Origin of the sequence: uncultured Campylobacter sp., assembly GCF_938015785.1 — a bacterium.
In the GTDB taxonomy this organism is placed as follows: domain Bacteria; phylum Campylobacterota; class Campylobacteria; order Campylobacterales; family Campylobacteraceae; genus Campylobacter_B.
This window is the reverse complement of the sequence record NZ_CALLWC010000036.1, coordinates 1-24,685: the sequence shown is the minus strand read 5'-3', so window position 1 is coordinate 24,685 and position 24,685 is coordinate 1. Positions and strand designations below refer to the sequence as shown.

The following is a 24,685-nucleotide window of genomic DNA, read 5'->3' as shown; positions in this document are numbered from 1 at the left end:
TGCGTTCGCGAAGACCTTTTGCTTCAAAAATTTAAAACGCTAGATATCGCTAGCTTCACGCGCTCGCGCTCATACGGCGCGTATTTCGGCGTGGATCTGAAAAGCTACAACGTCCTTTTATTTATGCGCGACGCAAAATCTCGCTTTGTGATGCGCGACGCGGAATTTCTACTCTCGCTCGCAAACGACATTAGCGCAAGCCTAGGCAAGGTCATCAAAAAGCGCGTGCTGTTTTACAACTCGCAAATGTGCTCTAAAAGCGCGAAATTTTTAAAAGAAAACGGATTTAGCCTCTATGCTTTTGTGTGACGTAGGAAATTCTAGAGTTAAATTTTATAAAGGCGGCGTAACGCAAAGCATGCCCGTAGCGGAGTTTATGCGGTACGAGCCGAAAGAGCGAATTTTTTTCATTAGCGTAAACGATAGTGTGAAAAAAAAGCTGAAAAACCCTCTGTTTGTCGATCTGGCGCCGCACTTTGAACTAAAAACAGCCTACCGCGGGCTCGGGATCGACCGCATAGCGGCGTGCTCGGCCGTAAACACCGGCGTCGTCGTCGATGCGGGCAGCGCGATCACCGTGGATTTGATGTTTAAAAGCTCGCACCTAGGCGGATTTATAATGCCTGGTATCGGCACGCTTTTAAAGTCGTTCGCAAGCATCGCGCCGGTGCTGGACGTCACGCTTTCAACCAATATCGATCTGGATCCGCTGCCGCAAAAGACCGTAAACGCCGTAAACTACGGGATTTTAAAGCCGATCGTGCTTACGATCGAAAACATCGCGGGCAATAATAAAATTTACTTCACGGGCGGTGACGGAGCCTATCTGATGCGGTATTTTCGCAACTCGATCTATGAAAAGGATCTGATCTTTAAATCGATGGTAAGCTTGATCGAAAAAAAGGGGCTAGCATGATAACCATAGCGCTTCCCAAAGGCCGTATAGCCGACGATACGCTTAAAATTTTCAAAACCATCTTCGGGCTCGATTTTGCTTTCGAGGATCGCAAACTCATAATGCAAGAGGGCGATTTTAAATTCCTCTACGTCCGCAACCAAGATATCCCTACTTACGTTATGGGCGGTGCGGCGGATATCGGCGTAGTGGGGCTTGACGTGCTTGAGGAGCATCGCCCTGACGTACTTACGCTGCTCGATCTTAAAATCGGAAAATGCCGCGTCTGCGTGGGCGTGCATGCGGGCACCCAGCTAAACTACGGCGCTCCGAGCCTAAAAATCGCTACGAAAATGCCTAACATCACTCGCGAATACTTCGCCTCCAAGGCCGTCGCCGTAAATATCATCAAACTCTACGGCTCGATCGAGCTAGCCCCGCTCATAGGGCTTGCCGACGCTATCGTCGATGTCGTGGAGACCGGCGCTACGATGAAGCAAAACGGGCTGCAACCCGCAGAAACCATAATGCAAAGCTCGGCGCACCTCATCGCCAACAAAAACAGCTTCGTGCTAAAGCGCGATGAAATTTTAAACCTACGAGATAAGCTGGCTCGCATTCTTTGAGTTTAACTGATGAGTTGGTAAATTATTTGTCTGATTTGCTAAAAAGTAGTGAGATAACTAAGAATTTAGAAAAAATCATAGACGATGACCTCGACAGTCCAAACGATACCTTCCCGGATACGACTCCGGCTTCAACCAAAACTTCACCGATTGTGATTGATTTAAACGGTGATGGCATAAAAATAATATCAAGAAAAAACAGTAAAACATACTTCGACCTAGATAATAATAAATTCGCAGAAAATACCTCTTGGATAGATAAAAATGACGGAATTCTCATCAATAAAACCTCAATCACAAATAGCATAACAAACGGAAGCGAACTATTTGGAAATCATACTTTACTAAGAGATGGAAGCTTGGCTAATAACGACTTTGAAGCTCTAAAAGAATTCGCAAATTTAAATTTACTTGTTGTTTGAATTTAAAAGCAATAGCAAGTTTAAATTTGTAAATTCATAAAATTCAGTATCAGTGGTAATGACCGAGATTGAATTTACAATGAAATTTTATAAAAAGGATAAATTTGGAAAAATTAGAAGAAAATTCAGAAAATAATCAAAATTTAGATAAAAATACGAATTTGGAAAATCAAAACGAACCAAAACTACTTTATAGACTTGATAAAAGAAATCCGTTTTATATGGCTTTTGATTTAATTGTTTATTTGTTGATAGCTTGGATACCGATAATATTTGCTATACCAAATTTTGTTTTTGATATTGGCATATTTAGTCTGATTTTAAATACGTTTTGTGTCTATATTTCGTTTATAGTTTTACAAATTTTATATTCGATAATCTTTTTTGATTATTTTGAAATTTATGAAGATAAAATGGTTTATAAGGATATTTTTGGTTTTAAAATTATATTACATGCGAAACAAATTGATAGATTTTTTTCGTATGGATATTGTGGAGTTACAGAATTAATGGCCATTTTTAGAAAAAGAAGATTTAAAATTTCCCCAACAATATTAATTCTTAGTTTAACTTCTGAACAAGAAAACGAAATAAGAAAAAACTTAGCATATTTAAATATAAAAAATTTTAATAAAAAGGATAAAAAATGAGTAATTCAAGTAGAATTAGCAAGGCAACAAACGAGTTGGATAAAGCATAAGAAAGACTGGCGCGATCGCGTAATGCCTGCTTGCCCGCCGCACGGTATTTGCAATCGGCGCGGCGCACTTCCGCAAATCATCATTGCTTGCCTTGCCGCTGTCGTTTAAAAATCGCCGCTACGGATAGAATTTTTTGGCAGCAACCGCACCGCTTAATTTAAAAATCCTGCGAATTTGATTTATCAATAGGCGGATGCGCTTTGCCGAGCCGCGCAGCGTAAAATTTTAAAATTTATCGTTACGAAATTCTAAATTTAGCCCTAAATTTACAGCTCGCGAAATTTCAAAGCACAAACCTCCGCGGCGCAGAATTTTAAAATCCCATTTCCAAATTTGCGCGGTAAAATTTTGCGCTACGCACAAAGCTCTGCCAAAGTAAAACTTCGCAAAATTTTAGCTTTAAATTTGAAAGCGCGCATACCATCTGCTGTACCGTAAGCAAACCGCGACGCAGAGTCGAGGTACGGCGAGCGATTATTGCGGCAGCATAAACGGCGCGCTGCGAGCCTTATCGCCACAATAAAACAAAAAATCTGCATTTTTAAATTTACCACATATAAAATTTCGCCGCGATAAACGCAATAAATTTAGATATCGCAGACGATCCGTGCGGTTTTGGTTTCTGCGCGTAGCACAGTAAATTTTGTGCGCGGCAAATTTTGAGCCGAATAACTTATCTTTTATCTCGACCGCGCCAAAATATAAGCTCTCTACGCGCTAAGACGGCGCTTGCATGCAGCGCGGACAAGAAATTTTAACTTGCCTAGCGCGCGATGAAAGAGCCGCACCGCGCCTACGCCGCGATGATTTCGCGCACCTTTTCGGTGAAATTATCGCTCACGATGTATTCGGTCGGATAAACGAGCACTTCGCTGCCGTTGCGAATCCGTAGAATTAGGCGCTTGGTGTTTTTCAGCGCCGTGTCGCAAAATGCGAGATGGTAAATTTTATAAATTTTCTCGCGACTTAGCTCGCCTAAGCTTAGCTCAAACTCGAAATCCTGCGCGTTTTTGCGCTGTACCTCGCGCTCTTTGCGCGCCTTAAGGGCGGGATCCTCCGCAGTAAACCCGCCCCTTCGCTCAGCAAAATTTCCTCCGCCGAAGCCGCCAGCTCGTTCGCCGCCAAAGTTTCTGCTGGAGCCGGAATTGCCGCCGTTAAAGCCTCCGCGCTCCCTACTGCCAAAGCCTCGCACCTTGCTAGGTACGTAGCCGTCGATATTCTGCGCGGCATCTAGAGTTAAAATTTCATCCAGATAAATTTGAAATTTCCCGCCGTAAGGGGATGTGTTTTTGCTAAGCCGCGCCCAAAACGCCATCGGGCGCTCCAGCTCCGCGTCCGTTAGCGCAGTGACCGCATCACAAATATCGCCGAACGCACTCATCTCGAAGCTGCCCGCAAGATCAAGCACCGTAAGATTTGCCATCTGCTTGCCCGATTTGGTCGTGCGGGTATGGACATTTTCAATCTTGCCGACGCACAAAATTTTAACGCTCACATCCTCGTCGCCCACCAGTTCGTCAAATTCGTTCGATTTAGTATGTGCGATTGCTCCAAGCTGTGCGGCGTAAGCTTTGAGTGGATTCTCGCTCAAAAATACTCCCGCGCGCGGACGAAAGCTCGCATCTCGAGCGTTTTGCAGGCTCATCATCGAAAGAAACGACAGCTGATACGCCGCGCCGCCGACCGCGCTTTTTGAAATTTTAATCATAAAAGCATACGGTCGCTCCCGCTCCTGTGAGCTTAAGTTTTCGATCGCCTTTAGCGCGTTATCGAACACCGCAAGCTCAAAACTGCCGTGCAGATCAAGCACGTTTAAAATCCCCATTTTTTTGCCCGTTTTCGTCATGCGTGTGGACAGATCCTCGATCCGCCCCACACTAAGCACCTCGGCGCTATCGCCCTCGATCTCGCTAAACGCCGAAGATAGCGTATAGTCGATGCCTTCCATCTCCTCTTTGTAATCATCCAGCGGATGTCCCGAAAGATACACACCCACGGTCTGCTGCTCAAATTTTAAAATTTCGCCCTGCGGAAATTCCTTGTCGGTATCGACGAAGCTTACGCTCATGCCGCTCGTCATATCCTCATCCTCTCCAAAAAGCGAGCTCTCGGCGTCTTTTTTAATCTCGGTGATCTTTTTCATCACGTCTAGGATATTTTCCATATTTTGAATCATCGCTAATCGGCTCTTGCCCAGGCAATCCATCGCGCCTGCGTAGATCAGCGACTCGATGACCTTTTTATTGACGCGGAAATTATCCACTCGCGAAGCGAAATCGTCGATGCTTTGAAATTTAGCCTCGCTCTGAAGCTCTAAGATATTCTCGATCGCGGCGCCGCCCACCCCCTTGATCGCGCCGAGGCCGTAGATGATGGAGGTGCCCGATTTGGAATTTTCGTCGTCCACGACGCTAAAGCCTCTTAAGCTTTGATTGATCGACGGCGGCAAAAGCCCGATACCTAGGCGGCTAGCCTCGTCGATATACTTTGAAATTTTATCGGTATTGCCCTCCTCCGAAGTAAGCAGCGCCGCCATAAACTCCGCCGGATAGTAGGTCTTAAGATAGGCCGTTTGAAAGGTGATCATCGAATACGCCGCGGCATGGGATTTGTTAAAGCCGTAGGAGGCAAATTTCATAATCAGATCAAATAGCTCATCTGCCTTAGCTGCGTCAAAGCCCAGCTCTTTGGCGCCGCTTAGATACTGCTCGCGCATGTGAGCGAGCTTCTTTTCATCCTTTTTACCCATCGCGCGGCGCACCAGATCGGCATCGCCCAAGCTAAAGCCGCCCACCTTCTGCACGATCTGCATGACCTGCTCTTGATAGACGATGATGCCGTATGTTGGCTCTAAAATTTCTCTTATCTCGGGGAAAATATAGCTTGCTTTTAGCTCGCCGTGTTTGATCCTGATAAAATCGGGGATTAGATCCATCGGCCCCGGGCGATAGAGCGAGATCATCGCGATGATATCCTCGAAGCGGTCGGGGCGCAGGTTCATCGCCAGATCCTGCATGCCCGCGCCCTCGATCTGGAAAATCCCCAGCGTGTTGCCGCTTTGAATGGTTTTGTAAGTTTGCGGATCGTTAAAGTCTATCTCCTCCCAAACTATGTCGCGATTATAGCGGCGCTTGACGAGCTTGATGGCATTATCGATCACATCGAGGTTTTTAAGGCCAAGGAAGTCAAATTTTATCAGATCGACGTCCTCGAGATAGTTTTTGGTGTATTGCGTTACTAGGCGCGCATCCTCGCCCTTATCCTGCTTAAATAGCGGTGCTTTGTTCCACAGCGGCTCGTTTGAGATCACCACTCCCGCGGCATGCATTCCTGCGTTGCGATTTAGCCCTTCAAGGCCCAGCGCAAACTCCCAAACCTGCTGCGCGATCGGATCTGCGTCGATAAATTCTTTCAGCTTCGGCTCGGCGTCGTAAGCCTGCTTAAGCGTGATGCCGAGCTTATCGGGGATCAGCTTCGCCATCTTATCGGCCTGCGAAAGCGGCATATCGCAGACGCGAGCCACGTCGCGAATAACGCCGCGCGCGAGCAGCTTACCGAAGGTCGCAACCTGCGCGACGTTAAATTTGCCGTACTGATCGATGACGTAGTCGATCACCTCGCCTCTGCGCGCCTGGCAAAAATCCACGTCGATATCGGGCATCGAGATACGCGACGGATTTAAAAATCGCTCAAAAAGCAGATTATACGGGATCGGATCGAGGTCGGTAATGCGAAGCGCATACGCGCAGATGCTGCCCGCCGCAGAGCCGCGACCGGGGCCTACGGGGATGTCGTGATCCTTCGCCCAGTTGATGAAATCCTGCACGATGACCATATAACCCGAAAAATGCATGTTTTTGATGATGGCAAGCTCCTTTTCCAGGCGCTCGCGATAAATTTCGTGCTTGACGGGATCGATAAATTTAAGGCGCTCTTTAAGCCCTTCGCGGCAGAGATGATCAAATAAAAAATCGTCGTTTGCAAAGCTATATCGCTCATTAGGCTGGGGCAGCGAAAGCCCGAGCCTAGCGGCGTATTCGATCGTAAATTTAAAATTCGGCGGCGTCGGCGCGTAGTCCTTCTCGTCGAAGGCAAATTTGAGATTGCACTTTTGCACGATCTCGGCGGTATTTTCGATCACTTCGGGGATGTCCGCAAAAAGCCGCCTCATCTCCTCGTCGCTTTTTACGTAAAATTCCGAAACGACGTGTTTTAGGCGGTCGCCGTCGTTGATCGTCTTGCCCATCGAGATGCACTGATAGACGTCGTGAGCCTTGGCGCGGTCCTTGCGCGCATAGTGAGCGTCGTTCGTGGCGATGATCTTGACGCCGATTTCGCGCGAGAGGCGGATGAGGTCTTTATCGACATTTAACTGCTCGCCGATGCCGTGACGCATAATCTCGAGATAAAAATCCTCGCCGAAAATTTCCTTATACTCAAGCGCCGCCTTTTTCGCCGCTTCGTAGCCGCCCGCACCGCGCTTTAAATTTCGCTCGCTTCTATTTAGATGAAATTCCACCTCGCCCGCCAGGCATGCCGAGGAGCAGATGAGCCCCTCGCTGTGCTCTTTTAAAATTTTTTTATTGATCCTCGGGTAGTAGTAGAAGCCGTCCAAAAACGCGCGCGAGCTAAGATACATCAGATTTTTATAGCCCGTCTCGTTTTTGGCAAGCAGTATCAAGTGGTAGCGCTGGCGGTCGCTTTTATCGCCGATGTCGTCGTGGTTGTGCAGGTAGGTCTCGATGCCGATGATAGGTTTAATGCCGTGCTTTTTCATCGTCTGATAAAAGTCTATCGCGCCGAACATATTGCCGTGGTCGGTGATCGCGCACGCCTTGGTGCCGCGGCTCTGCAAAAGCTCGGCGAGCTCGCTTACTTTATTCGCGCCGTCTAGCAGCGAATACTCGGTGTGAAGGTGCAGGTGGGTGTAGTCGCTCATTTTGTTCCTTTTTTCTGTTGGAGTGATTATATTAAATTCGGGCTTTAGAAACGGTCAAATTTAATGGAATTTTAGCTTAAATTTCAGCGCGAAATTTTACGAGCAAATTTTGTTACGGAATTTTACTTCAGAGGTTTTACATTCTGGATCTTGCGGATTAAATTTTGACAAAATTTTAAGCTTAAAATCCTGTGATGAAATTTTGCTATCATATAAATTCCGCTCACACGGAATTTTGAGCTAAAGCAATTCCGCAAAATTCTACGACTTAGATCATCGTAAAATTTTGCAGTTTAAAATTCGCGCTTGCAAAGCCTTGCGGCTCTACGATCTTGAGAATTCCACGATCGCTTTAGCAAGCTCTCTAGTAGGATCGACGAAAATTTTATCGCTTTTGATTAACGGCAAAAATAGCGGCAGCTCAGTGCAGGCAACGACGTAAATATCAGCATCGATTTTGCCTAGCAAATTCTCAAAAATCCCCACGTATTCGGCAGTCTTGCCCGCCTTAACGCCTTTGTAGATACAATCCATCAAGACCGCTTGATTTTCTTCGCCAAGCTCTACGCTGATTAGCCTCGCTTCTTTGAGCGGATCGTCGTAAATTTTAGCTTTTTTTGTACCGATAGTGGCTAGCACGGCGATTTTATGAGCGTTTGGATAATTTTTACGGATCGCTTTTACGGTGATCTCGGCGATATGAATTAGCGGGATTTCCGCCGCAGCTTCTACATCGTCTGCGAAAAAATGCGCCGTGTTGCACGCCATCGCAAACGCCTTGCAGCCTGCATTTTTGAGCCTAACGGCACTCTCGCTTAGGCGCGGAAGCGGATTTTCACCTTTGCCTAAGATAAACGCCGTACGATCTTCAATCTGCGGATAGCTATCGATTACAAGCGGAATATTTTCTTGATCGCTGCCCGCAGCAGTCTCTTCTATGATCTTCATATACAGATCCGCACTCGCCAAAGGTCCCATTCCGCCGATAATTCCAACTCTTTTCATAGCTCGTCCTTTCTAAATTTTACTTGGGTTAATTCTCCCACTTACTCATATCCATTTCGTTTTCGCTCTTTGCGACGTAGATCGACGCGACAACATCGCCCGTTACGTTCATCGAGGTTCGCCCCATATCCAAAATCGCATCAATGCCCAAAATCATTCCGTAAGCGATCGCTACGTTACCACTTACCTTGACGCCGATAGATTCGAGCACTAAAAGCAGCATCAGCGCACCAGCTCCCGGAACTCCGGCAGTTCCGATTGCCGCAAGCATCGAAGTGATGATGATCGTGAGGTAGTGGCTGCTGTTTAGATCGATACCGCAAGCATTAGCGATAAAGAGCGTGCACACGCCCAAATACACGGTCGTGCCGTTCATATTCACCGTAGCACCCACGGGCAAAACAAAGCCGTAGATCGCCTTTGGAATTCCCATATCTTCGGCGGTTTGCATCGTAATCGGAAGCGTGCCGTTGGAGCTGCGGGTAACAAAAGCCGTAAGCATCGGCGGACGCACTTTTTTAAGGAATTTAATCGGGCTAACTCCGATAAGCATACAAATAACGCAATAAACCGCAAATACTTGAATCGCAAGTCCCACGTATAGGGTAATCGTGACATTTAATAGCGAGCTGAAAGCCTCGATACCGCTTTTATTAAACACTACAAACATTAGCGCAAAAACGCCGATTGGTGCGTATTGCATCACCCAATGCACGACCTTAAACATAATTTCGCTCATTCCATCGAAAAAATTATAAACTGTATCAGCGGAATTTTTAATACGAGCATCACTACTGTCGCGGCAAAACGCAAGCCCTACGCCAAGAAATAAGCAAAACGCGATGATCGGCAAAATTTCGCCCTTGGCTATGGAATCAAAAGGATTCGTAGGAATTATATTAAGCAAAATTTTACTCATACTAGGCGCGTTCGCTGCCTTTTCGACAGCCTTGGACGCATCGCTTAGATCAAGCCCGCTACCTGGAGAAAATACAAACGCACACGCTAGGCCGATGACGATCGCAAAAAGCGTAGTTATAGCGTAAAATATGATCGCCTTAACGCCTACTTTGCCCAGGTGCGCGGGCGAGATACTGCTAGTGCCCACGATGAGCGAACAGATGATGATTGGCACCATAATCATCTTTAAAAGCCGCACGAAAAGATCTCCCAAAGGTGTTAAAATCGCCACCCACGTTGTATCGCCCACCGGCATATTTTTAGGTAGTAACATACCAATCGCAGAGCCCAACACTAAAGCGATAATGATGCGCCAAAGCAAGCTTGAGTTAAAATAAAAGGCTAAAATTCCGCCTTTTTTCGTTTGATTTTCTGACATGGACATCTCCCTGCACTAAGAATTTTAACGGAATTCTACTGCAACTTGCCATAAAATAAAATTTAATCGGTCGCCAAATGAAAGTTAAATTTGAAAATTCAATCGCGAGCTTAACCAAATTTTAAAGCTGAAATTATGCGGCAGGCTTTGTTTTTTGAAGTTATGAAGCGGAATTTCAAAGGAAAAACGACGTATGAAATTTATAGAATTTTGCGGATTTTGATGTAGTGAAAAGCAAAAAATTTTGTGGTGGTGGGCTCACTAGGACTTGAACCTAGGACCATCCGGTTATGAGCCGGATGCTCTAACCAACTGAGCTATGAGCCCGCCAGCGGTAAAAAAGAAATGTGATTTTACAAAAATAATCTTAAAACGGCGTTAAAATTCTAACTGCAGAATTTTATGAAACTTAGGCCCGCCCAAATAGTGGCTAAATTTCACGCCAGAGCGCGCGACTTTATCTGATCGGAAATCAGATAAAGTCGCGCGCACAAGGCGACGTAAATTTAAGACGAAATTTTATATAAAATTTCAGGGCTCTTAAATCCGCCGCCATAATCTAATTCGCCCTTAAATCGTGTGAATTAATAGCTTTTTTTCACGCTAATAGGCTCCGATAGCATTTTAGGGACGCCGGGTAGCTCATACGTTCCCCGGCAGATGTTATTTTCGGCATCGGGACCTTTTGCGATAGAGATAGTTTTCTTTTCGCCGTCTACGCTGATTAGAAAGCATTTATCCCCTTTTAAGCTTTTAAGATATGCGGAATTCGCTCCGTTAGGCTCTAGCGGAACATTCGTCATAACCGAAAAATCGGATGCGAATTTGCCTTGAGAGATATAGTAAGCGTCTAGATCGTATTTAACGGTACTTAAATTTGTCGCTAATCTAGAAATCTCCGCATCATCTCTAGTAGTCAGCCCCGGTTCCGCAATCGCTACTGCAGGCAAGGCAATCGCTGCGATACAAACCGTAGCCACCATCGTCGATACGGATACTTTTGGGGGCGTTACGTCGTATTCACAGTTTTGTAGCGACTCTGCGGTGACGGTAAGCGAGCTTTTATTTTTGCGCGCCATGTCGTTGATGAAGGGCAAGAATAGAAATTTGCCGTATTCCATAAAACCTAATCCCACGGGAGCAGTCCGACTAAAACGGTTAAGGACTAAACCCGACAAATAAGTTAAGATAGCCAAGATCCGACCGCCTAGAAAAAACCAAATAATGCTGCCTAAAATACGCATATTTTACCTCTTTATAAATTTATGCAAATCAAGCAAGCCGCCCGTTACAGACGTTGCACAGCCCATCATTGCTTTTGCGGCGTATTTGATGCAACCTGCACGCTATGCCGCACAAAACGAGTCTTGTGCGCGCAAAATTTCCCATGCGCAAAACAAACTACGGAATGATAAGAGATGGGGTTTAACGATTGGCAACAAATGCTTTTCATCGATAAAATTTTAATATGCAAATAACTGTGGCAAGAGTGTTTAAAAAATTTAAATTTGTTTTAAAAAATATTAGAAATTCTAAAATTTCGATGCCGAAATTTAAAAAATTTCATAAATTTAATTAAATTTGCGGATCAAAATTTTAAAATTTTTACGGTACAACAAAGTGAATTCTTAAAATTTTGCTATAGCTTTTAGTGTAAAATCTTCCTAATTGGGATACAAGATAGAAATTCCAAATCAAATTTTTGCGACGTGAAGCGCTTCCTTAATTATGAATTTAAAATTTTACACGTGAAATTCCTGCGCTACACAGTGCGGCGTATTTCTGTCAAGATAAAATTCGCAAGCAAAATTCCAACCTCGCAAACCCAAAAGCATACGGCAATTACTTCTTGAAATTCTAGCACCGCTTGTCCGCGGACAAATATCGCGTTACTTTACAAAATTTCAGCCTCACGACGCAAGCTCCTCGCGCCACGAAATCACCTCGCACTCTCGCTCTAACAGCGATCCGTCCGCATGCCGCTATGGCGTCTCGTCGTCGTCTTGGTTTTGAAGCGTGTCCGCTTCGCCCTCCGTCGCAATCGCTTCGAGGCTTAAAATTTCATCGACGTCCTCCAGCTGCGCTACGCCGCTTCCTGAGATGCTTCTGATGCTTGCGTGCATCGCGATCGCGCCGTCTCGCGCACGCGCGATCTGTTTTTCGCGCTGTTTCCAGATGCGCTCCATCGCGTTGCGCTCCTTATTTAGGCTTTCTTGCATGCCGACGAATGCCGAAACGATCGTCTTTATCTGGTTGGCAAACTCGGGCGAGGTTAGATAGTCGTAGAGCATCGCCGTTTTGCTATCTTGATTTTGCCCCGATCTTTTAGCAAACGCAAGCGCCACGACGTGTTCGCGCAAAACGGCGCAAAGCCCCTTAAATTCCTCAAACGAACAGATCCAGATGCTAGCATCGCTCGGCGCTTGATGCAGCCTAGGGCTGTGAGGCGGCATCTGCTCGGTTACGATAACGCCGATCTGCGCGCCCTCGCCTATCATATCGTCTTTGAGTTTGTCGATCCATTTGGGTTCGAAGCTTTTCGTGCGCTTGCTCTCGTATAAAATTTTACCGCAGCCAGCAAACTCCCTCGTATGCACCATCTGCACGCAGTCTGCGCCGCGCGCGCCCTTTTTGACCTCATCTATATCGTCCAAAGGAAAGCTTAGCCGCAGATACTCCTGCAGCGCGAGTTCCTGCACCTCGCCCTGAAGCTGCTGCGAGCCCACCTCCGAGCGGCGCTTGAGCTCGTTTATTTGACCGATCAGGCTTTGGATCTGCTCATCTTTTTGGCGGAATTTCAGCTCGTTTTCCTGCGAAATTTGTTTCGTTAGTCGTTCGCGCTCCATATTCATGCGGTTGGTTAGCTCGATCTCGGATTTGGCTTTATTCTCGGCCTCAAGCTCGCTAAATTTACGCTTCTGCGCCTCCATTTCGGCCTTTACTAAATTTAGCTCCGAAATTCTTTGCGATTTTTCTAGCAGCTCCTTTTGTAAAATTTCAAATTTCGCCGCGTTTTCGCTCTCGATCTGAGATTTTGCGAGCGCTAAAATTTTCTCCCGCTCGCTGTTTAGCGCGGAATCGGTCGCCGCTTTTACGCGCTGCTCGAATGCGTTTTCCTTCGCTTGCAGCTGCGCCAGATGCTTCGCATACTCCTCGCGCTTAGCGGCGATCTCGGCTTCAAATTTAAGCGTGGCTTCGTTTTGCTGCTGCTGCCACTTTCGCTTCTGCTGCAAAATTTCATCTTCAAATTTAGCTTTGATATCGCGCTGCAGCGCCTCGTCTATATCGATCAAAGAGCCGCAGTGCGGGCACTTTACGTTAGCCATTTTTGCTTCCTAAACTCTGCTCTTTCATCTTTTCAAATTCCTGCGAAATTTGCGCGGCATTGGGCTCATCCGCCATCTTATCGAGCACGGAGTTGTAGCGATTTACGAGCAGTATCGCAAGCGCCGAAAAGCAAAAGCCTGGCAGCAGCTCATAAACGACCGCCGAAAGCCCCGATAAGATCCAGCAAATGACCGTGATACCGCCTACGAGCATGCCTACTAGAGCCGAGAGCGCGCTCATTTTTTTAGAATACAGGCTGAAAAGCAGCACCGCTCCAAAGCTCGCGCCAAATCCCGCCCAAGCGTTACCCACGACGTTTAGCACCGTATCGTTTGAGCCGAACGCCAAGATCGCGGCGACTGCGGCGATGATCACGACGGCGATACGGCTGCTTAGCGTCTGCGTGCGCTCGCTTACCTCTTTTTTATAAAACGCAAAGATAAAATCCTTCGTAACCGCGCTCGCGCTTACCAAAAGCTGACTTGAGATGGTGCTCATAATCGCCGCCAGCACCGCAGAGATTATGACTCCTAGGATGAATGGATGAAAGAAAATTTTACCGAGCTCCAGGAAAATTTTTTCGGGATCGTCTATGCTAAGGCCCTTTTGCGAAAAATACACAAAGCCGATCAGGCCGCTAAGCATCGCGCCCGCAAGACCTAGCACCATCCACGAAATTCCGATGCGGCGCGCGCTATCAAGCTCGCGCGAGCTCCTAATCGCCATAAAGCGCACGATGATATGCGGCTGACCGAAGTATCCGAGCCCCCAAGCAAGCAGACCCAAAATGCCCAAGAAGCTTTGATTGTAAAATAGATCGAGATGGCTTGCGTCGTAGAGCCGCACCTGCGCGAAAAAGGAGCTGTCCGCAGGGATCTGCAGCGCGCGATAAGAAAACAGAGGGATCAAAATAAGCACCGCAAACATCAGCGCGCCCTGAAACGCGTCGGTGATCGCAACGGCCTTAAATCCGCCGAAAAAGGTATAAAACACGACGATTAGGATCGTAGCGACCGCGCCGTAGGTGAAGCTTAGCCCGAAAAAGCTCTCGAAGGTCTTGCCGCCCGCGATTATGCCGCTGCTAACATAGAGCGTAAAAAATATGATGATCAAAAGCCCGGAGATGATGCGAAGCGTCTTGGTACGGTCTTTGAAGCGGTTTTCTAAAAAATCTGGGATCGTGACGCTGTCGCTTGCTACCTCGGTGTAAATTCTAAGCCTTTTAGCAAGAAATTTATAATTGCACCACGCGCCCACGCAAAGTCCTAGGGCTATCCATATATTGCAAATCCCCGTCGCAAACATCGCGCCCGGCACTCCCAAAAGCATCCAGCCGCTCATATCGCTAGCGCCCGCACTAAGCGCCGTTACGAATGGGCCTAGGCGGCGATTATCGAGCAGATACTCGCTTAAGCTCGCATTCTTGTCATAATAATACCTACCTATAAAAATAAGCGCGCCGAAATATATCGCGATTGCGCAATAGGTCCAAAAGCTCATCGTTGCCTCCTTTTAAAAAAGCTAATTTTACTCTATTTCAAATAAAATTTTACTTTCGGAATTTAGCCAGATTTTAACGAAATTTTAGTATTCTTGCCGTTTAAATTTTAAGAAAAAGGCGCCTTGGTTGAACGAGAAAATTTTAAAGGTCGTATTTGTTTTGACTGTAATCGCCGTGGGACTTTATTTCACCTATCCCGAACTGAGCGAAGCGCAAAAAATTTCATACGCCAAAAGCTACGGCATCACTCTTATTTTGACCTCCGGTGGCATTGTGATCGGTATCGCATTAGGATTTATGCTGGCATTTTTAAAATTTCTAAACAATAAATTTTTAAGCTTCATTATCGACGAATACGTAGATATCATCCGCGGAACTCCAATCGTTATCCAGCTGATGGTGTTTGTGTTTATTATCTTTGCTACGTGGAGCAATAATATCGCAGCTGCGATCTTTGCGCTGGGGCTTAATAGCTCAGCCTACGTCGCAGAGATCGTGCGCAGCGGCATAAACAGCGTCGATCGCGGCCAGATGGAAGCCGCGCGTGCGATGGGGCTAGGCTACGGCACGGCAATGAAAGAGATCGTCTTTCCGCAGGCGATAAAAAACATCCTGCCTGCGCTTGCGAATGAGTTTATTAGCCTATTTAAAGAGACCTCGGTCGTGGGCCTCGTAGCAATTACTGATCTTACGTTTTTTTCAAAAAGCATGCAGGCTGCGCTTTATACCGTCCAGCCGATACTTTTTGCCGCAGTACTTTACTATGCAAGCGTGAAATTTTTTTCGTTTTTAGTAAAAATGCTAGAAAGTAGGTTAAACCGCAATGATTGAAATATCAAATTTAACCAAATCCTACGGCAATTTATCGGTGCTAAAAGGAATTTCAAAGACCATAAATAAAGGCGATATCGTAGCAATCATCGGTCCAAGCGGCGGTGGTAAATCGACCTTTTTGCGTTGCTTAAATCTGCTCGAAATTCCGAGCGGTGGCACTATTAAAATAGACGGCGAGGATATTACCGATAAGCACACTGATATTAATAAAATTCGCCGCAAAGTTAGTATGGTGTTTCAGCATTTCAACCTCTTTGCAAATAAAAACGTGCTGGAAAATTTAACTCTAGCGCCCATAAAAGCGGGCATTTATACTAAAGAGCAAGCCTACGCAAAAGCAGAGGAGCTGCTGCAAAAGGTCGGTCTTAGTGATAAGACCTATACTTATCCGCACAAGCTTAGCGGCGGGCAAAAGCAACGCATCGCAATCGCTAGAAGTTTGGCGGTAAATCCGGACGTGATTTTATTTGACGAGCCCACTTCGGCATTAGATCCCGAGATGATCGGCGAGGTGTTAGGTATAATGAAAGAGGTCGCCAAAGAGGGCATTACGATGCTTGTGGTAACGCATGAGATGGGCTTTGCACGCAATGTCGCAAATAGGATTTTTTTTATGGAGGACGGCAAGATCGCTGTGGACGATACGCCTAAAAACGTATTTGAAAATCCGCAAAATCCGAGATTGAAAGAATTTTTAAATAAAATTTTAAACCACTAAAGGAGAGGGAAATGAAAAAATTTATGAGATTTTTAGTTGCGGGCGCTTTGCTTTGCAGTTCGCTAGTTGCTAAAGACATCGCCAAAGATACGCTCATCGTAGGCACGAACGCCGAGTATCCGCCGTTTGAGTTCGTGGATGAAAACTCGAAGGTTACCGGCTTTGATATGGATCTGGTAGCCGAGCTTGCAAAGCGAGCGGGCGTGAAATATGAAATTTTAAATATGAGCTTTGACGGGCTAATCCCTGCGATTAAAAGCGGCAAGATCGATATGATCGCCTCGGGTATGAGCGCGACGCCGGCTCGTAAAAAGGCGATCGATTTCACAAATCCTTACTACAAGGTCGAAAATTTATATGTCAAACGTAAGGACGATAGCTCGTTAAATTCCAAGGCGGATCTACAAGGTAAGCGCCTTGCCGCGCAGCTAGGCACTATTCAGGAACTTGCGATCAGAGATATAAAAGGCGCCGAGGTTAGCGCCACGGAGAACGTCTTTGTAGCCGTTATGTCGCTTAAAAACAAAAAGATCGACGCGCTTTGCGTGGATTCATCCGTGGGCTATGAGTATCTTAAGAAAAATGACGATCTCGTAGCGTTTTTTAAAGAATCCGACGGCAGCGAGGGCTTTTCGATCGCATTCGATAAGGGCAAGTATCCCGAGCTGCTCGCTAAATTTAACGCGGCGCTTGAGGAGATGAAAAAGGACGGAAGCTACGAAAAGCTTTTGGAGAAGTATAATTTAAAATAATCCGCAAAATTTAGGCGCAAATTCCTCTCATAGAATTTGCGCCGCCTAAGAGGAATCCTATGAAAAAGATATTTTTAGCACTTACGATTTTGCTCTGCACGCAGAGCTTTGCGGAGCAAAAAGATAGATACGGCATCGCCGCATTCGCAGGTCTTGGCAATGACGGCAGAAGCTTCGTTTTTACCTTCAGAAAGGCTCAAAAAGATCGTTTCTTTCCCTGCGACTTAAAAAATTTAAACATAATCGCCGCGGGTGCTTCTAGGTGCATAACGGACGCTAAGGAGCTTAAAAAATTCGACAAAGAATATAAAAAAGCTCTCGAGTCTGTGATAAAACCCGGCAAGCGCTACTACGTAAATTTAATCGATCGTGGCAATGACGCCTATGTCTGCGATGCAAGCGATCCTAAAAGCAATCTGCGATTGGACCTAGTGGCGGCGGGATTTGCCGTACCGATAACCGACGATAGCGAACTTCTTTTAAAAGCCGCTGAGGAAGCCAAAGAGGCTAAACGCGGAATGTATAGCGCAAAATTTTGGGATGTTACCAACTGCATTCTAAACGGCGTGCCGATGCCGAAAAAGATAGATGAGTGAAATTTACGCGCTTAGCAACGATGTCTTAACGCCGCCGCAAACTATCTTTTCGCAGATAGATGAAATTTTGCGCTGCGGCGTAAAACTCGTGCAGTATCGCAGCAAGCTCGCCGTGAGGGATGAAGCTTTAATCCGCTCTCTTATCGGTCTTTGCGAAGATTACGGCGCCAAACTCATCATCAACGACGATGCGGCGCTCGCCAAAAAGCTTGGCGCGCACGGCGTGCATATCGGAAAGGATGACGGCGAGACGGCGCAGGTGCGCGAGTTTTTAGGCGCGGATAAGATCATCGGCGTTAGCTGCTATGCTGATCTTACTCGCGCGCAAAAGGCCGAAGCACAGGGCGCTAGCTACGTAGCCTTCGGCTCGCTAAGGCGCGGCAAGACAAAGCCAAATGCGCCGCTTTGCCCCGATGCGCTCGTGCAAGAGGCGCGAAAATCTTTAAACCTCCCAATCGCCGTAATCGGCGGGATAAACTTAGAAAATTTAGATGAAATTTTAGCCCTAAAGCCTGATTATATCGCTATAGTAGAGGCGATCTACAAACCCGCTTCAATTACGCAGAATTTAGCAAATTTAAAGGAAAAAATGGATGAATATATTTGACGCCGTGATTTTAGGCATCGTCGAAGGGCTGACTGAGTTTCTGCCCGTAAGCTCGACCGGGCACATGATCCTAGCTGCGAAACTGATGGGTCTGCAGCAAACCGACACGCTTAAATGCTTCGAGGTCGTTATCCAGCTAGGCTCGATCCTGGCGGTCGTCGCGATGTTTTACAAGCGGCTTTTGGTCGATTTTAAGCTCTGGTGCAAACTTATCGTGGGCTTCATCCCCACCGCTGCGATCGGCTTTTTGCTCTATAAAAGCATCAAATCTCTATTTGCGCCGCAAACCGTAGCCTACGCGCTGATCGGCTGGGGCGTTATTTTTATCGCAGTCGAGCTCTTTCGCAAGGCGCGCCCGAGAGAAGGCGAGCTAGAACATCTGGATCAAATTTCATACGTTCAGGCCTTCATCATCGGGCTTTCGCAATGTTTTGCGATGGTGCCGGGCACTTCGCGCAGCGGCGCTACCATCATCGCAGGGCTTTTGTGCGGGCTAAGTAGGAACCTAGCCGCGCGCTTTAGCTTCCTACTCGCGATCCCTACGATGTTTGCGGCGACTTTTTACGACACCTATAAGAATTTAGACACCTTCGCGCAAAACTCCTCTAATATCACGACCTTTCTCATAGGCGGCGTAGTGGCGTTCGTAGTGGCGCTTGCGGCGATCAAACTATTTCTAAGTTTCGTTTCGAAGTTTGACTTCATCCCGTTTGGAATTTATAGAATTCTAATCGGCGTCATATTTTTCATCTTCGTTTTTTAAACGCAATCATCAAAGGAATTTCATGAGCCTCGTAAAAAATATCGGCGCATTTTTAAAAGATAGATTTAGCCTTCTATCGGTATTTGATGGCGCGGTGCTAAACGCATACGTGCTAGTTTTAGTATTAAATTTAGCCATCGGGTTGCTTCTTATCGCGCGTGGCGGCGAGCTGTTCTCTTCTCAGGCGCTGTTTTTTGCGGCGTCTACGATCTGCGGCGTGACGATACTTTTTTTCGCGCTTTACGTGCTCAGCTTTTACAGCGCCAGGCTATATAAAATTCTCGCCTTTGCGCTATTGGCGATAAACGCAATCTTTGCGATCGCTCAGATTTTTTTGATCTTTAGCTTGGAGCTTACCTACTCGCACGGCACGCTGGACGCGCTAGTGCAAACGACGCCTAAGGAGGCTTTCGAGTTCGCGCATGCGTTTTTAAATTTTAAGCTTATCGCGGCTTTTTTGGCGCTTTTAATTTTCGTCATCACCGCTCTTAGGCTTAGAGTGAGCCAGCGAGTGCGGATGAAGCTATGTCGCGCAATAAAGCTAGTCTTTCTGCTTAGCTTGCTTGTTTTTATCGCGCATGCGGCGTTTAAAAGCTACGTAGCCAAAAGCTCGAAAATGCGCGCCAGCATCATAATCGCGCTAAATAAAATTCCGATTTATAACTTTGCTTTCGTTACGAAGGATTATTTCGGCGCCGATTTTAAAAGCGTGCGCGAGCTGCAAGCGGGATACCAAAGCATTTACGCCTCACACTCGCATAAAACCACGCCAAACCGCATCTCAAACGTCGTTTTTATTATCGGAGAGAGCCTGCAGCGAAATTTTATGAGCCTATACGGCTACTATCTGCCCACCACGCCGAATCTGCAAGCGCTTGAGCAAAGCGGAAATCTAATCGCCTTTAGCGATGTCGTCTCACCGGGTGCCAAGACCAACGACGTGCTAAAATACGTGCTAAATTTCGGAAATTACGAGAGCGAAAAGCAGCGCCCGTGGAGCGCCAACCTCGATATCGTAAATCTCGCGCGGCTGGCAAACTACGAGACCTTTTGGATCAGTAACCAGGAGCGCTACGGACAGTGGGCGGTCGCAAGCGGCGCGAGCGCGCAAATGACGGATCACTCGGACTTTACGAATCAAATCCCGGTTTACAAATACGCCTACTCGCTAGACGAAGTTATGCTTCCTAGCATAAAAAATTTTAAATCGGGTGCGAAAAGATCGCCTCTTGCGCGTAAGGACGAAAGCTCCGCCGCAGAGGTAAACGGCACGCAGAAAAAGGATAAATTTTTCATCCTTCATCTGATGGGCTCGCACCCGAGCTACGAGTTTCGCTATCCAAAAAGCTTTGCTAAATTTAGCGCCGCAGATATCTCGCGCGAACCACTTGATGAGGGGCAGAAAAAAGAGCTTGCGCACTACCTAAACACCGTGGCTTACAACGATTTTATCGTAAGCGAAATTTATAAAATTTTTGCGAGCGACAACACGCTGATAGTCTATTTTAGCGACCACGCTCAGAGCCTTTATCAATACCGCGGCAAGCTAATCCACGGCGGCATCAACCGCTTCACGCTCGAAATCCCGCTGATTTTCATGGCGTCGGATAAGTTCAAAGAGCAAAACGCTGATCTTTGGGCGCGTATCGCCGCAGCCAAAGACAGGCCGTTTTTAAACGACGATCTCATCCACGCGATCGCAGAAATTTTAGAGATGACCGATCTACCGGAGTACGATCCCGCTCGCTCGGTGATCAATGCTGATTTTAACGCCTCGCGTCCGCGCATCATCGAGGGGGTCGATTACGATAAGGTTTACAAGCTGCAAAAGGAATTTGGCGAGTAAATTCGGTGAAATTTTGCGCCTTTTATCTGCGTAAAATTTCACCTCTTAAAATTTGCACTCTTATCGCAACTGCTCGCGCCCTGATTCAGCTTTCGGACAGCCGCGTCAATTTACGCCGCCACGGGCTATGCAGTAAAATTTCTCGCCGCGGAAGTCTACCGAGTAAAATTCAGCTTTGTAAAATTTCAAAATTTTACGGCACAAATTCCACGGCGCAGAATTTTACACGTCTACGAAATACAAAAATTGCGAAGCTCATTCGAATAGAGAAATTTTGAAATTTCGGAATTTTAAAACTTGGCGGCGTAAAATTTATCCGCGCGGCACGGAATTTTGCCGCTCAAATTTCACGGCGCAAAACTCCTCAGCACAAAATTTACCGCCAAAATTTAGCCCGCAATTTAAAATTTCAAAATTCCAAGCCACGAAATTTTATACCGAAGAATTTCACGTCCCAATCGGCACGAAGTATCTGCTGCCCGAGCTGCGCATAAAATTCTGCGCTTTAAAATTCCAAGTCATAAAATTTTACGCTACGAAATTACACCGACAAAATTTTATGTCGCAAAATCCCGCGCCGTAAAATTTAAAAGCGGCTCTTGTTATAAAATTTTGCGAGCTTAATTTATGCTGCCGCAGCGATATTTGCCCGCTACGAAGGTGATTTTATCGCGAATTTTAGCAATCTGTCTTAGCGCCTCCGCTAAGAAATCCACGTCGCTTTCGTCATGGATGAACGAGAAACTAGCCCGCACCCAAGCGGGTTTGCGCGACATTTCGGCATCGGGCTGCAAGCCTAGCAGATCAAAGCCGTATGGTGCTGCGCAGTCGCAGCCTGCGCGGGTCTGGATCTCAAATTTCTGCCCGAGCACCCCGGCTAGCGCGTCCGCGCCAAGCCCTTGCATATTAAAAGCAAAGATCGGCACGCGCGGCGCGGTGAGATTGCCGTAAATTTCAATCTCGGGGATTTTTGAAATTTCACTTATGAAGCGCCTGCAAATAGCCTCTTCGCGCGACTTGATCGCCTCTAGCCCCGCGCTTTTGCGAAGCTTTAGAGCGAGGTATGCCCGCACCAGCGCGATGATGCCCGGCGTGCCCGCTTCCTCCAAGCGCTCCTTGTCGATTATAAAGCGCTGCGTCAGGGCGTCCGCGTATTTGATCGTGCCGCCTCCCGCGAATGTCGGCTCCTCGCCGCGCAAAAGCTCCTTTCGCACTGCTAAAATTCCGCTAGCGCCCACACCGCCTAAGAGCTTGTGCGCGCCGAAAAACACGCCGTCGCAAAAGCCGAGATCTACGTTTTCGTGCGCGATGAGCGCGCTAGCGTCCACAAACAGCCGCCCGCCGTGCGCCTTAAGCATCAAATAAGCGCGTTTGTAATCTAGCTTAAGCCCCGTCACGTTCGATGCCGCGGTAAGCACGCCGTAAATTTCGCGCCCTTTGTTTGCGGATAAAATTTCGCCCAAGCGCGCAAAATCCATCAGCCCGCTTGGATCCAGCGGCACGCGTACGACCTCGCAAAGCCCCTGTCTTAGGCTAATTTCAACGGAATGATGCTCAAAAGGCGAGATGATGAAAAGCGGCAGCTGCTTTAAGCTCTCGCGCCGCAAACCGAGCCTATCTCGCGTCGCGGGCGGCAGATAGATGCCTAAAATTTCCCAGAGCTTCTTTATCGCCGCGGTCGCGCCAAATCCGCACGAGATCAGGTAGTAGCGCTCCTCGCAGCCCAGAAGCTCTTTGATTTTCGCCCTTGCATTTTCGTAGTAATCGCTCGTAATCTCGGCGCTCTCTCCGCCTGCGGAGTGGACGTTGGCGTATGTTGCAAGCACGCGCTCGATCTCCGCTTCTATAGGGCGATACGCAAGGCCCGAGGCGGCGCAATCGAAGTATTTGACCCCCTCTTTTAAGATGATATTTTCTTTGATCGTTTGAAAATCCAAAGCGCGACTCCAAAATTTTTGCAAATTATATCCAAACTCGCTAAAATTACGCCCGCAAGGAGGGCGAAATTTACGAGCTAAAAGACACTGCGCGAAATTTAGGCGATGCCGATATCGACGCGATTTTGCAGTTTCATTTCGTATTTGATGAGATAGGCTGTATAAGCGGCTACGCGGACGTTTTCGAAGCGATCGAAAATGAAATTTTGCTCTGCTTTGAACGTCTCGGCGAGCGCTTTAAATTCGGCGGCGAGTGTGAAGAGCAGATCAAAAAAGCGCTGATGAAATTTGCTAGAAGCGACCGCAAAAAAATAGGAATTTCAAAAATCTTGCCGCGATTTACGGCACAAAAAATCACTGCAGACCTCATAAACGCGAAGTTTTTAATCACCGAAAAATCAAGCGAGCAAAGGGCGCAAAAAGAGCGCAAAAATGACCGCCTCCCGCGCGCGCTGCGCCGCTACCATATCACCGACAAGGTCCATTTTAGCAGCAACTTTGCGAGGTTTTGGTTTAGATTTATCGAGCCGAATCTGCCCGCGCTGCGACGCGGCGAAATAGAGCGCGTGCTAAGTCTAATCAAAGCGGATTTTAACGCCTACGCGGGGCTCGGGTTTGAAATTTTAAGCAAGGAGCTGCTAGCGAAGTATCTAAATTTAGAGATTTCGCAAATTTCAAGCTTTTGGAACAAGGAGGTCGAGATCGACATCTACGCGAAATTTGAGAGCTTTTGCGTCGCGGGCGAGTGCAAATACAAGGAGCGAAAAATTTCAAAAAACGTGCTAAATGAGCTCATACTCAAATGCGAAAAAGCGCGCCTCGCGCCCGATCTGCTCGCGCTGTTTTCCAAAAGCGGCTTTAGCGGCGAGCTAGCAAGCCTAAAAAGCGATAAAATTTTACTCTTTTCGCTCGAGGATTTTAAAATTTTACTTTGAATACGGACGAAAAATAAATGATTATAAGGGAATTATCATGAAAAATAGGGTCTTGGCAGTATCGTTAGGCGTGCTTTTGAGCTTAAGCTTAGCAGGATGCGATAGGAGAGAAATAGAGGACATTCAAACGGAGGATTTTTATGCCGCCAATCCAGATAAAGCAAAAAGCGTCTCCGAGGCGTGCGCTCTAGCCGATCTATCCAAAGAATCGGCAGAGATTTACGACAACTGCGAACGAGCCGCCATGGCGTATTTTAAAATCTTCTATAAAAGTATGATGCAATCGGTATCGAGGCAAGAGGCAAAGGCGCAAGATGAAAAACAAAAAGCTATGTGCGAGCGCAAAGAGGTGCGAAATACGGAATTCGACGTGGAATGCTTTCTGTTTCTAGCCGCCACGGGTTTGCCGATAAACTCTACAGCGCCTAAAAATAGGCTGGCTTATCTACTGGAGGAATGTAGAGGCGATGCAGTTAGCCAAAAATGTAGGCTTTTAAGAAAGGAAATAAAGTTTCTCAAGGAAGACCTTAGAATGAGTAAAGAAGAGGTCTACGAGGCATTATCGAAAAAATTGCAAATCGTGATAAAAGACTATATTGATTTTTACGTATCGCAAGGTAGATTCGACGAAAATCCAGACAAGATGACAAGCATGACGGTCGAGCAGATAGCTCCGAACTCGATTAGCATAGGCACGACGAGCTATGTCAGCTGCTTTACTATAACCACAATCGATACGGGTAAAAACGCTATTTTGGAGATACGAAAAGGCGCAAGCCAAAATGATGAATTATGCATGGAAACATATAAATTGCCCGAAGTTGCAAAAATTCTAAATGAAAACGGCGGCGTTATTAGGCTTAGATAGCAAAATTTTATATTTTTAAAGGCTCAATTAAACTTAAGCGGATTTTCTCTTATCAGTTTCAACAGTTTCTGATA

Annotated in this window: 22 protein-coding genes and 1 tRNA gene; 15 read left to right on the top strand and 8 right to left on the bottom strand. The window is 46.7% G+C overall.

Annotated features, from left to right (window positions below):
* Nucleotides 1-18: 18 nt before the first annotated feature.
* From Q0393_RS05110 to Q0393_RS05090, 5 genes are all read left to right on the top strand, one after another.
* On the top strand, nt 19-309 hold the full coding sequence (locus tag Q0393_RS05110; RefSeq protein ID WP_298978406.1) for a hypothetical protein: 291 nt from the start codon (nt 19-21) through the stop codon (nt 307-309).
* Complete coding sequence (locus Q0393_RS05105) at nt 296-916, top strand: type III pantothenate kinase (protein ID WP_298978404.1); 621 nt, start codon at nt 296-298, stop codon at nt 914-916. Before Q0393_RS05110 ends, Q0393_RS05105 begins: the two co-directional genes overlap by 14 nt.
* A complete protein-coding gene (gene hisG, locus Q0393_RS05100) occupies nt 913-1,521 on the top strand; it encodes an ATP phosphoribosyltransferase (protein WP_298978402.1) in 609 nt (202 codons plus the stop codon). Before Q0393_RS05105 ends, hisG begins: the two co-directional genes overlap by 4 nt.
* Nucleotides 1,518-1,943 (top strand): hypothetical protein, encoded by a 426-nt coding sequence (locus tag Q0393_RS05095; protein WP_298978400.1) that lies wholly within the window; start codon nt 1,518-1,520, stop codon nt 1,941-1,943. The genes hisG and Q0393_RS05095 overlap by 4 nt, the downstream gene beginning before the upstream one ends.
* Before the next feature lie 104 nt (nt 1,944-2,047).
* Nucleotides 2,048-2,593: a hypothetical protein gene (locus Q0393_RS05090; protein ID WP_298978399.1), complete on the top strand. Its 546-nt coding sequence runs from the start codon at nt 2,048-2,050 to the stop codon at nt 2,591-2,593.
* An 844-nt stretch (nt 2,594-3,437) separates the two neighbouring features.
* On the opposite strand, the gene dnaE is transcribed toward Q0393_RS05090, so the two are convergent.
* The 7 genes from dnaE to putP all read right to left on the bottom strand — a co-directional run bounded on the left by dnaE (nt 3,438) and on the right by putP (nt 14,754).
* Nucleotides 3,438-7,583, bottom strand: a complete 4,146-nt coding sequence (dnaE, locus tag Q0393_RS05085) for a DNA polymerase III subunit alpha (RefSeq protein ID WP_298978396.1) — start codon at nt 7,581-7,583, stop codon at nt 3,438-3,440.
* 324 nt (nt 7,584-7,907) lie between these two features.
* Nucleotides 7,908-8,588 (bottom strand): amino acid racemase, encoded by a 681-nt coding sequence (locus tag Q0393_RS05080; protein WP_298978394.1) that lies wholly within the window; start codon nt 8,586-8,588, stop codon nt 7,908-7,910.
* A 28-nt stretch (nt 8,589-8,616) separates the two neighbouring features.
* Nucleotides 8,617-9,927 (bottom strand): dicarboxylate/amino acid:cation symporter, encoded by a 1,311-nt coding sequence (locus Q0393_RS05075; protein WP_297901296.1) that lies wholly within the window; start codon nt 9,925-9,927, stop codon nt 8,617-8,619.
* A 250-nt stretch (nt 9,928-10,177) separates the two neighbouring features.
* Nucleotides 10,178-10,254 (bottom strand) — tRNA-Ile (locus Q0393_RS05070).
* Between the two features lie 257 nt (nt 10,255-10,511).
* The gene (locus Q0393_RS05065) at nt 10,512-11,171 is read right to left on the bottom strand and encodes a YccF domain-containing protein (protein WP_298978392.1); all 660 of its coding nucleotides are present in this window, start codon (nt 11,169-11,171) and stop codon (nt 10,512-10,514) included.
* Nucleotides 11,172-11,909: 738 nt separating this feature from the next.
* Nucleotides 11,910-13,253 (bottom strand): DUF2130 domain-containing protein, encoded by a 1,344-nt coding sequence (locus Q0393_RS05060; RefSeq protein WP_298978390.1) that lies wholly within the window; start codon nt 13,251-13,253, stop codon nt 11,910-11,912.
* On the bottom strand, nt 13,246-14,754 hold the full coding sequence (gene putP, locus Q0393_RS05055; protein WP_298978388.1) for a sodium/proline symporter PutP: 1,509 nt from the start codon (nt 14,752-14,754) through the stop codon (nt 13,246-13,248). Before putP ends, Q0393_RS05060 begins: the two co-directional genes overlap by 8 nt.
* Nucleotides 14,755-14,923: 169 nt before the next feature.
* On the opposite strand from putP, the gene Q0393_RS05050 reads away from it, so the two are divergent.
* The 8 genes from Q0393_RS05050 (at nt 14,924) to Q0393_RS05015 (ending at nt 21,454) form a co-directional block, all read left to right on the top strand.
* Nucleotides 14,924-15,586 (top strand): amino acid ABC transporter permease, encoded by a 663-nt coding sequence (locus Q0393_RS05050; RefSeq protein WP_291940149.1) that lies wholly within the window; start codon nt 14,924-14,926, stop codon nt 15,584-15,586.
* Nucleotides 15,579-16,307: an amino acid ABC transporter ATP-binding protein gene (locus Q0393_RS05045; RefSeq protein WP_298978386.1), complete on the top strand. Its 729-nt coding sequence runs from the start codon at nt 15,579-15,581 to the stop codon at nt 16,305-16,307. Before Q0393_RS05050 ends, Q0393_RS05045 begins: the two co-directional genes overlap by 8 nt.
* Before the next feature lie 11 nt (nt 16,308-16,318).
* The gene (locus Q0393_RS05040) at nt 16,319-17,059 is read left to right on the top strand and encodes a basic amino acid ABC transporter substrate-binding protein (RefSeq protein WP_297962096.1); all 741 of its coding nucleotides are present in this window, start codon (nt 16,319-16,321) and stop codon (nt 17,057-17,059) included.
* 59 nt (nt 17,060-17,118) lie between these two features.
* A complete protein-coding gene (locus Q0393_RS05035) occupies nt 17,119-17,655 on the top strand; it encodes a hypothetical protein (RefSeq protein ID WP_298978384.1) in 537 nt (178 codons plus the stop codon).
* Nucleotides 17,648-18,262 (top strand): thiamine phosphate synthase, encoded by a 615-nt coding sequence (gene thiE / locus Q0393_RS05030; protein ID WP_298978382.1) that lies wholly within the window; start codon nt 17,648-17,650, stop codon nt 18,260-18,262. Before Q0393_RS05035 ends, thiE begins: the two co-directional genes overlap by 8 nt.
* The gene (locus tag Q0393_RS05025) at nt 18,249-19,025 is read left to right on the top strand and encodes an undecaprenyl-diphosphate phosphatase (protein WP_298978380.1); all 777 of its coding nucleotides are present in this window, start codon (nt 18,249-18,251) and stop codon (nt 19,023-19,025) included. The genes thiE and Q0393_RS05025 overlap by 14 nt, the downstream gene beginning before the upstream one ends.
* Before the next feature lie 22 nt (nt 19,026-19,047).
* Nucleotides 19,048-20,871 (top strand): sulfatase-like hydrolase/transferase, encoded by a 1,824-nt coding sequence (locus Q0393_RS05020; RefSeq protein WP_298978379.1) that lies wholly within the window; start codon nt 19,048-19,050, stop codon nt 20,869-20,871.
* Nucleotides 20,872-21,145: 274 nt separating this feature from the next.
* Entirely contained in the window at nt 21,146-21,454 is a 309-nt protein-coding gene (locus tag Q0393_RS05015; protein WP_298978378.1) for a hypothetical protein, read from the top strand.
* Between the two features lie 37 nt (nt 21,455-21,491).
* Here Q0393_RS05015 and Q0393_RS05010 read toward each other — a convergent pair whose 3' ends face one another.
* On the bottom strand, nt 21,492-22,832 hold the full coding sequence (locus tag Q0393_RS05010) for an aminotransferase class V-fold PLP-dependent enzyme (protein WP_298978377.1): 1,341 nt from the start codon (nt 22,830-22,832) through the stop codon (nt 21,492-21,494).
* A gap of 101 nt (nt 22,833-22,933) precedes the next feature.
* On the opposite strand from Q0393_RS05010, the gene Q0393_RS05005 reads away from it, so the two are divergent.
* Nucleotides 22,934-23,743, top strand: coding sequence for a DUF234 domain-containing protein (locus Q0393_RS05005; protein WP_298978375.1), 810 nt, complete (start codon nt 22,934-22,936; stop codon nt 23,741-23,743).
* Nucleotides 23,744-23,780: 37 nt separating this feature from the next.
* A complete protein-coding gene (locus Q0393_RS05000) occupies nt 23,781-24,611 on the top strand; it encodes a hypothetical protein (RefSeq protein WP_298978373.1) in 831 nt (276 codons plus the stop codon).
* Nucleotides 24,612-24,685 lie beyond the last annotated feature (74 nt).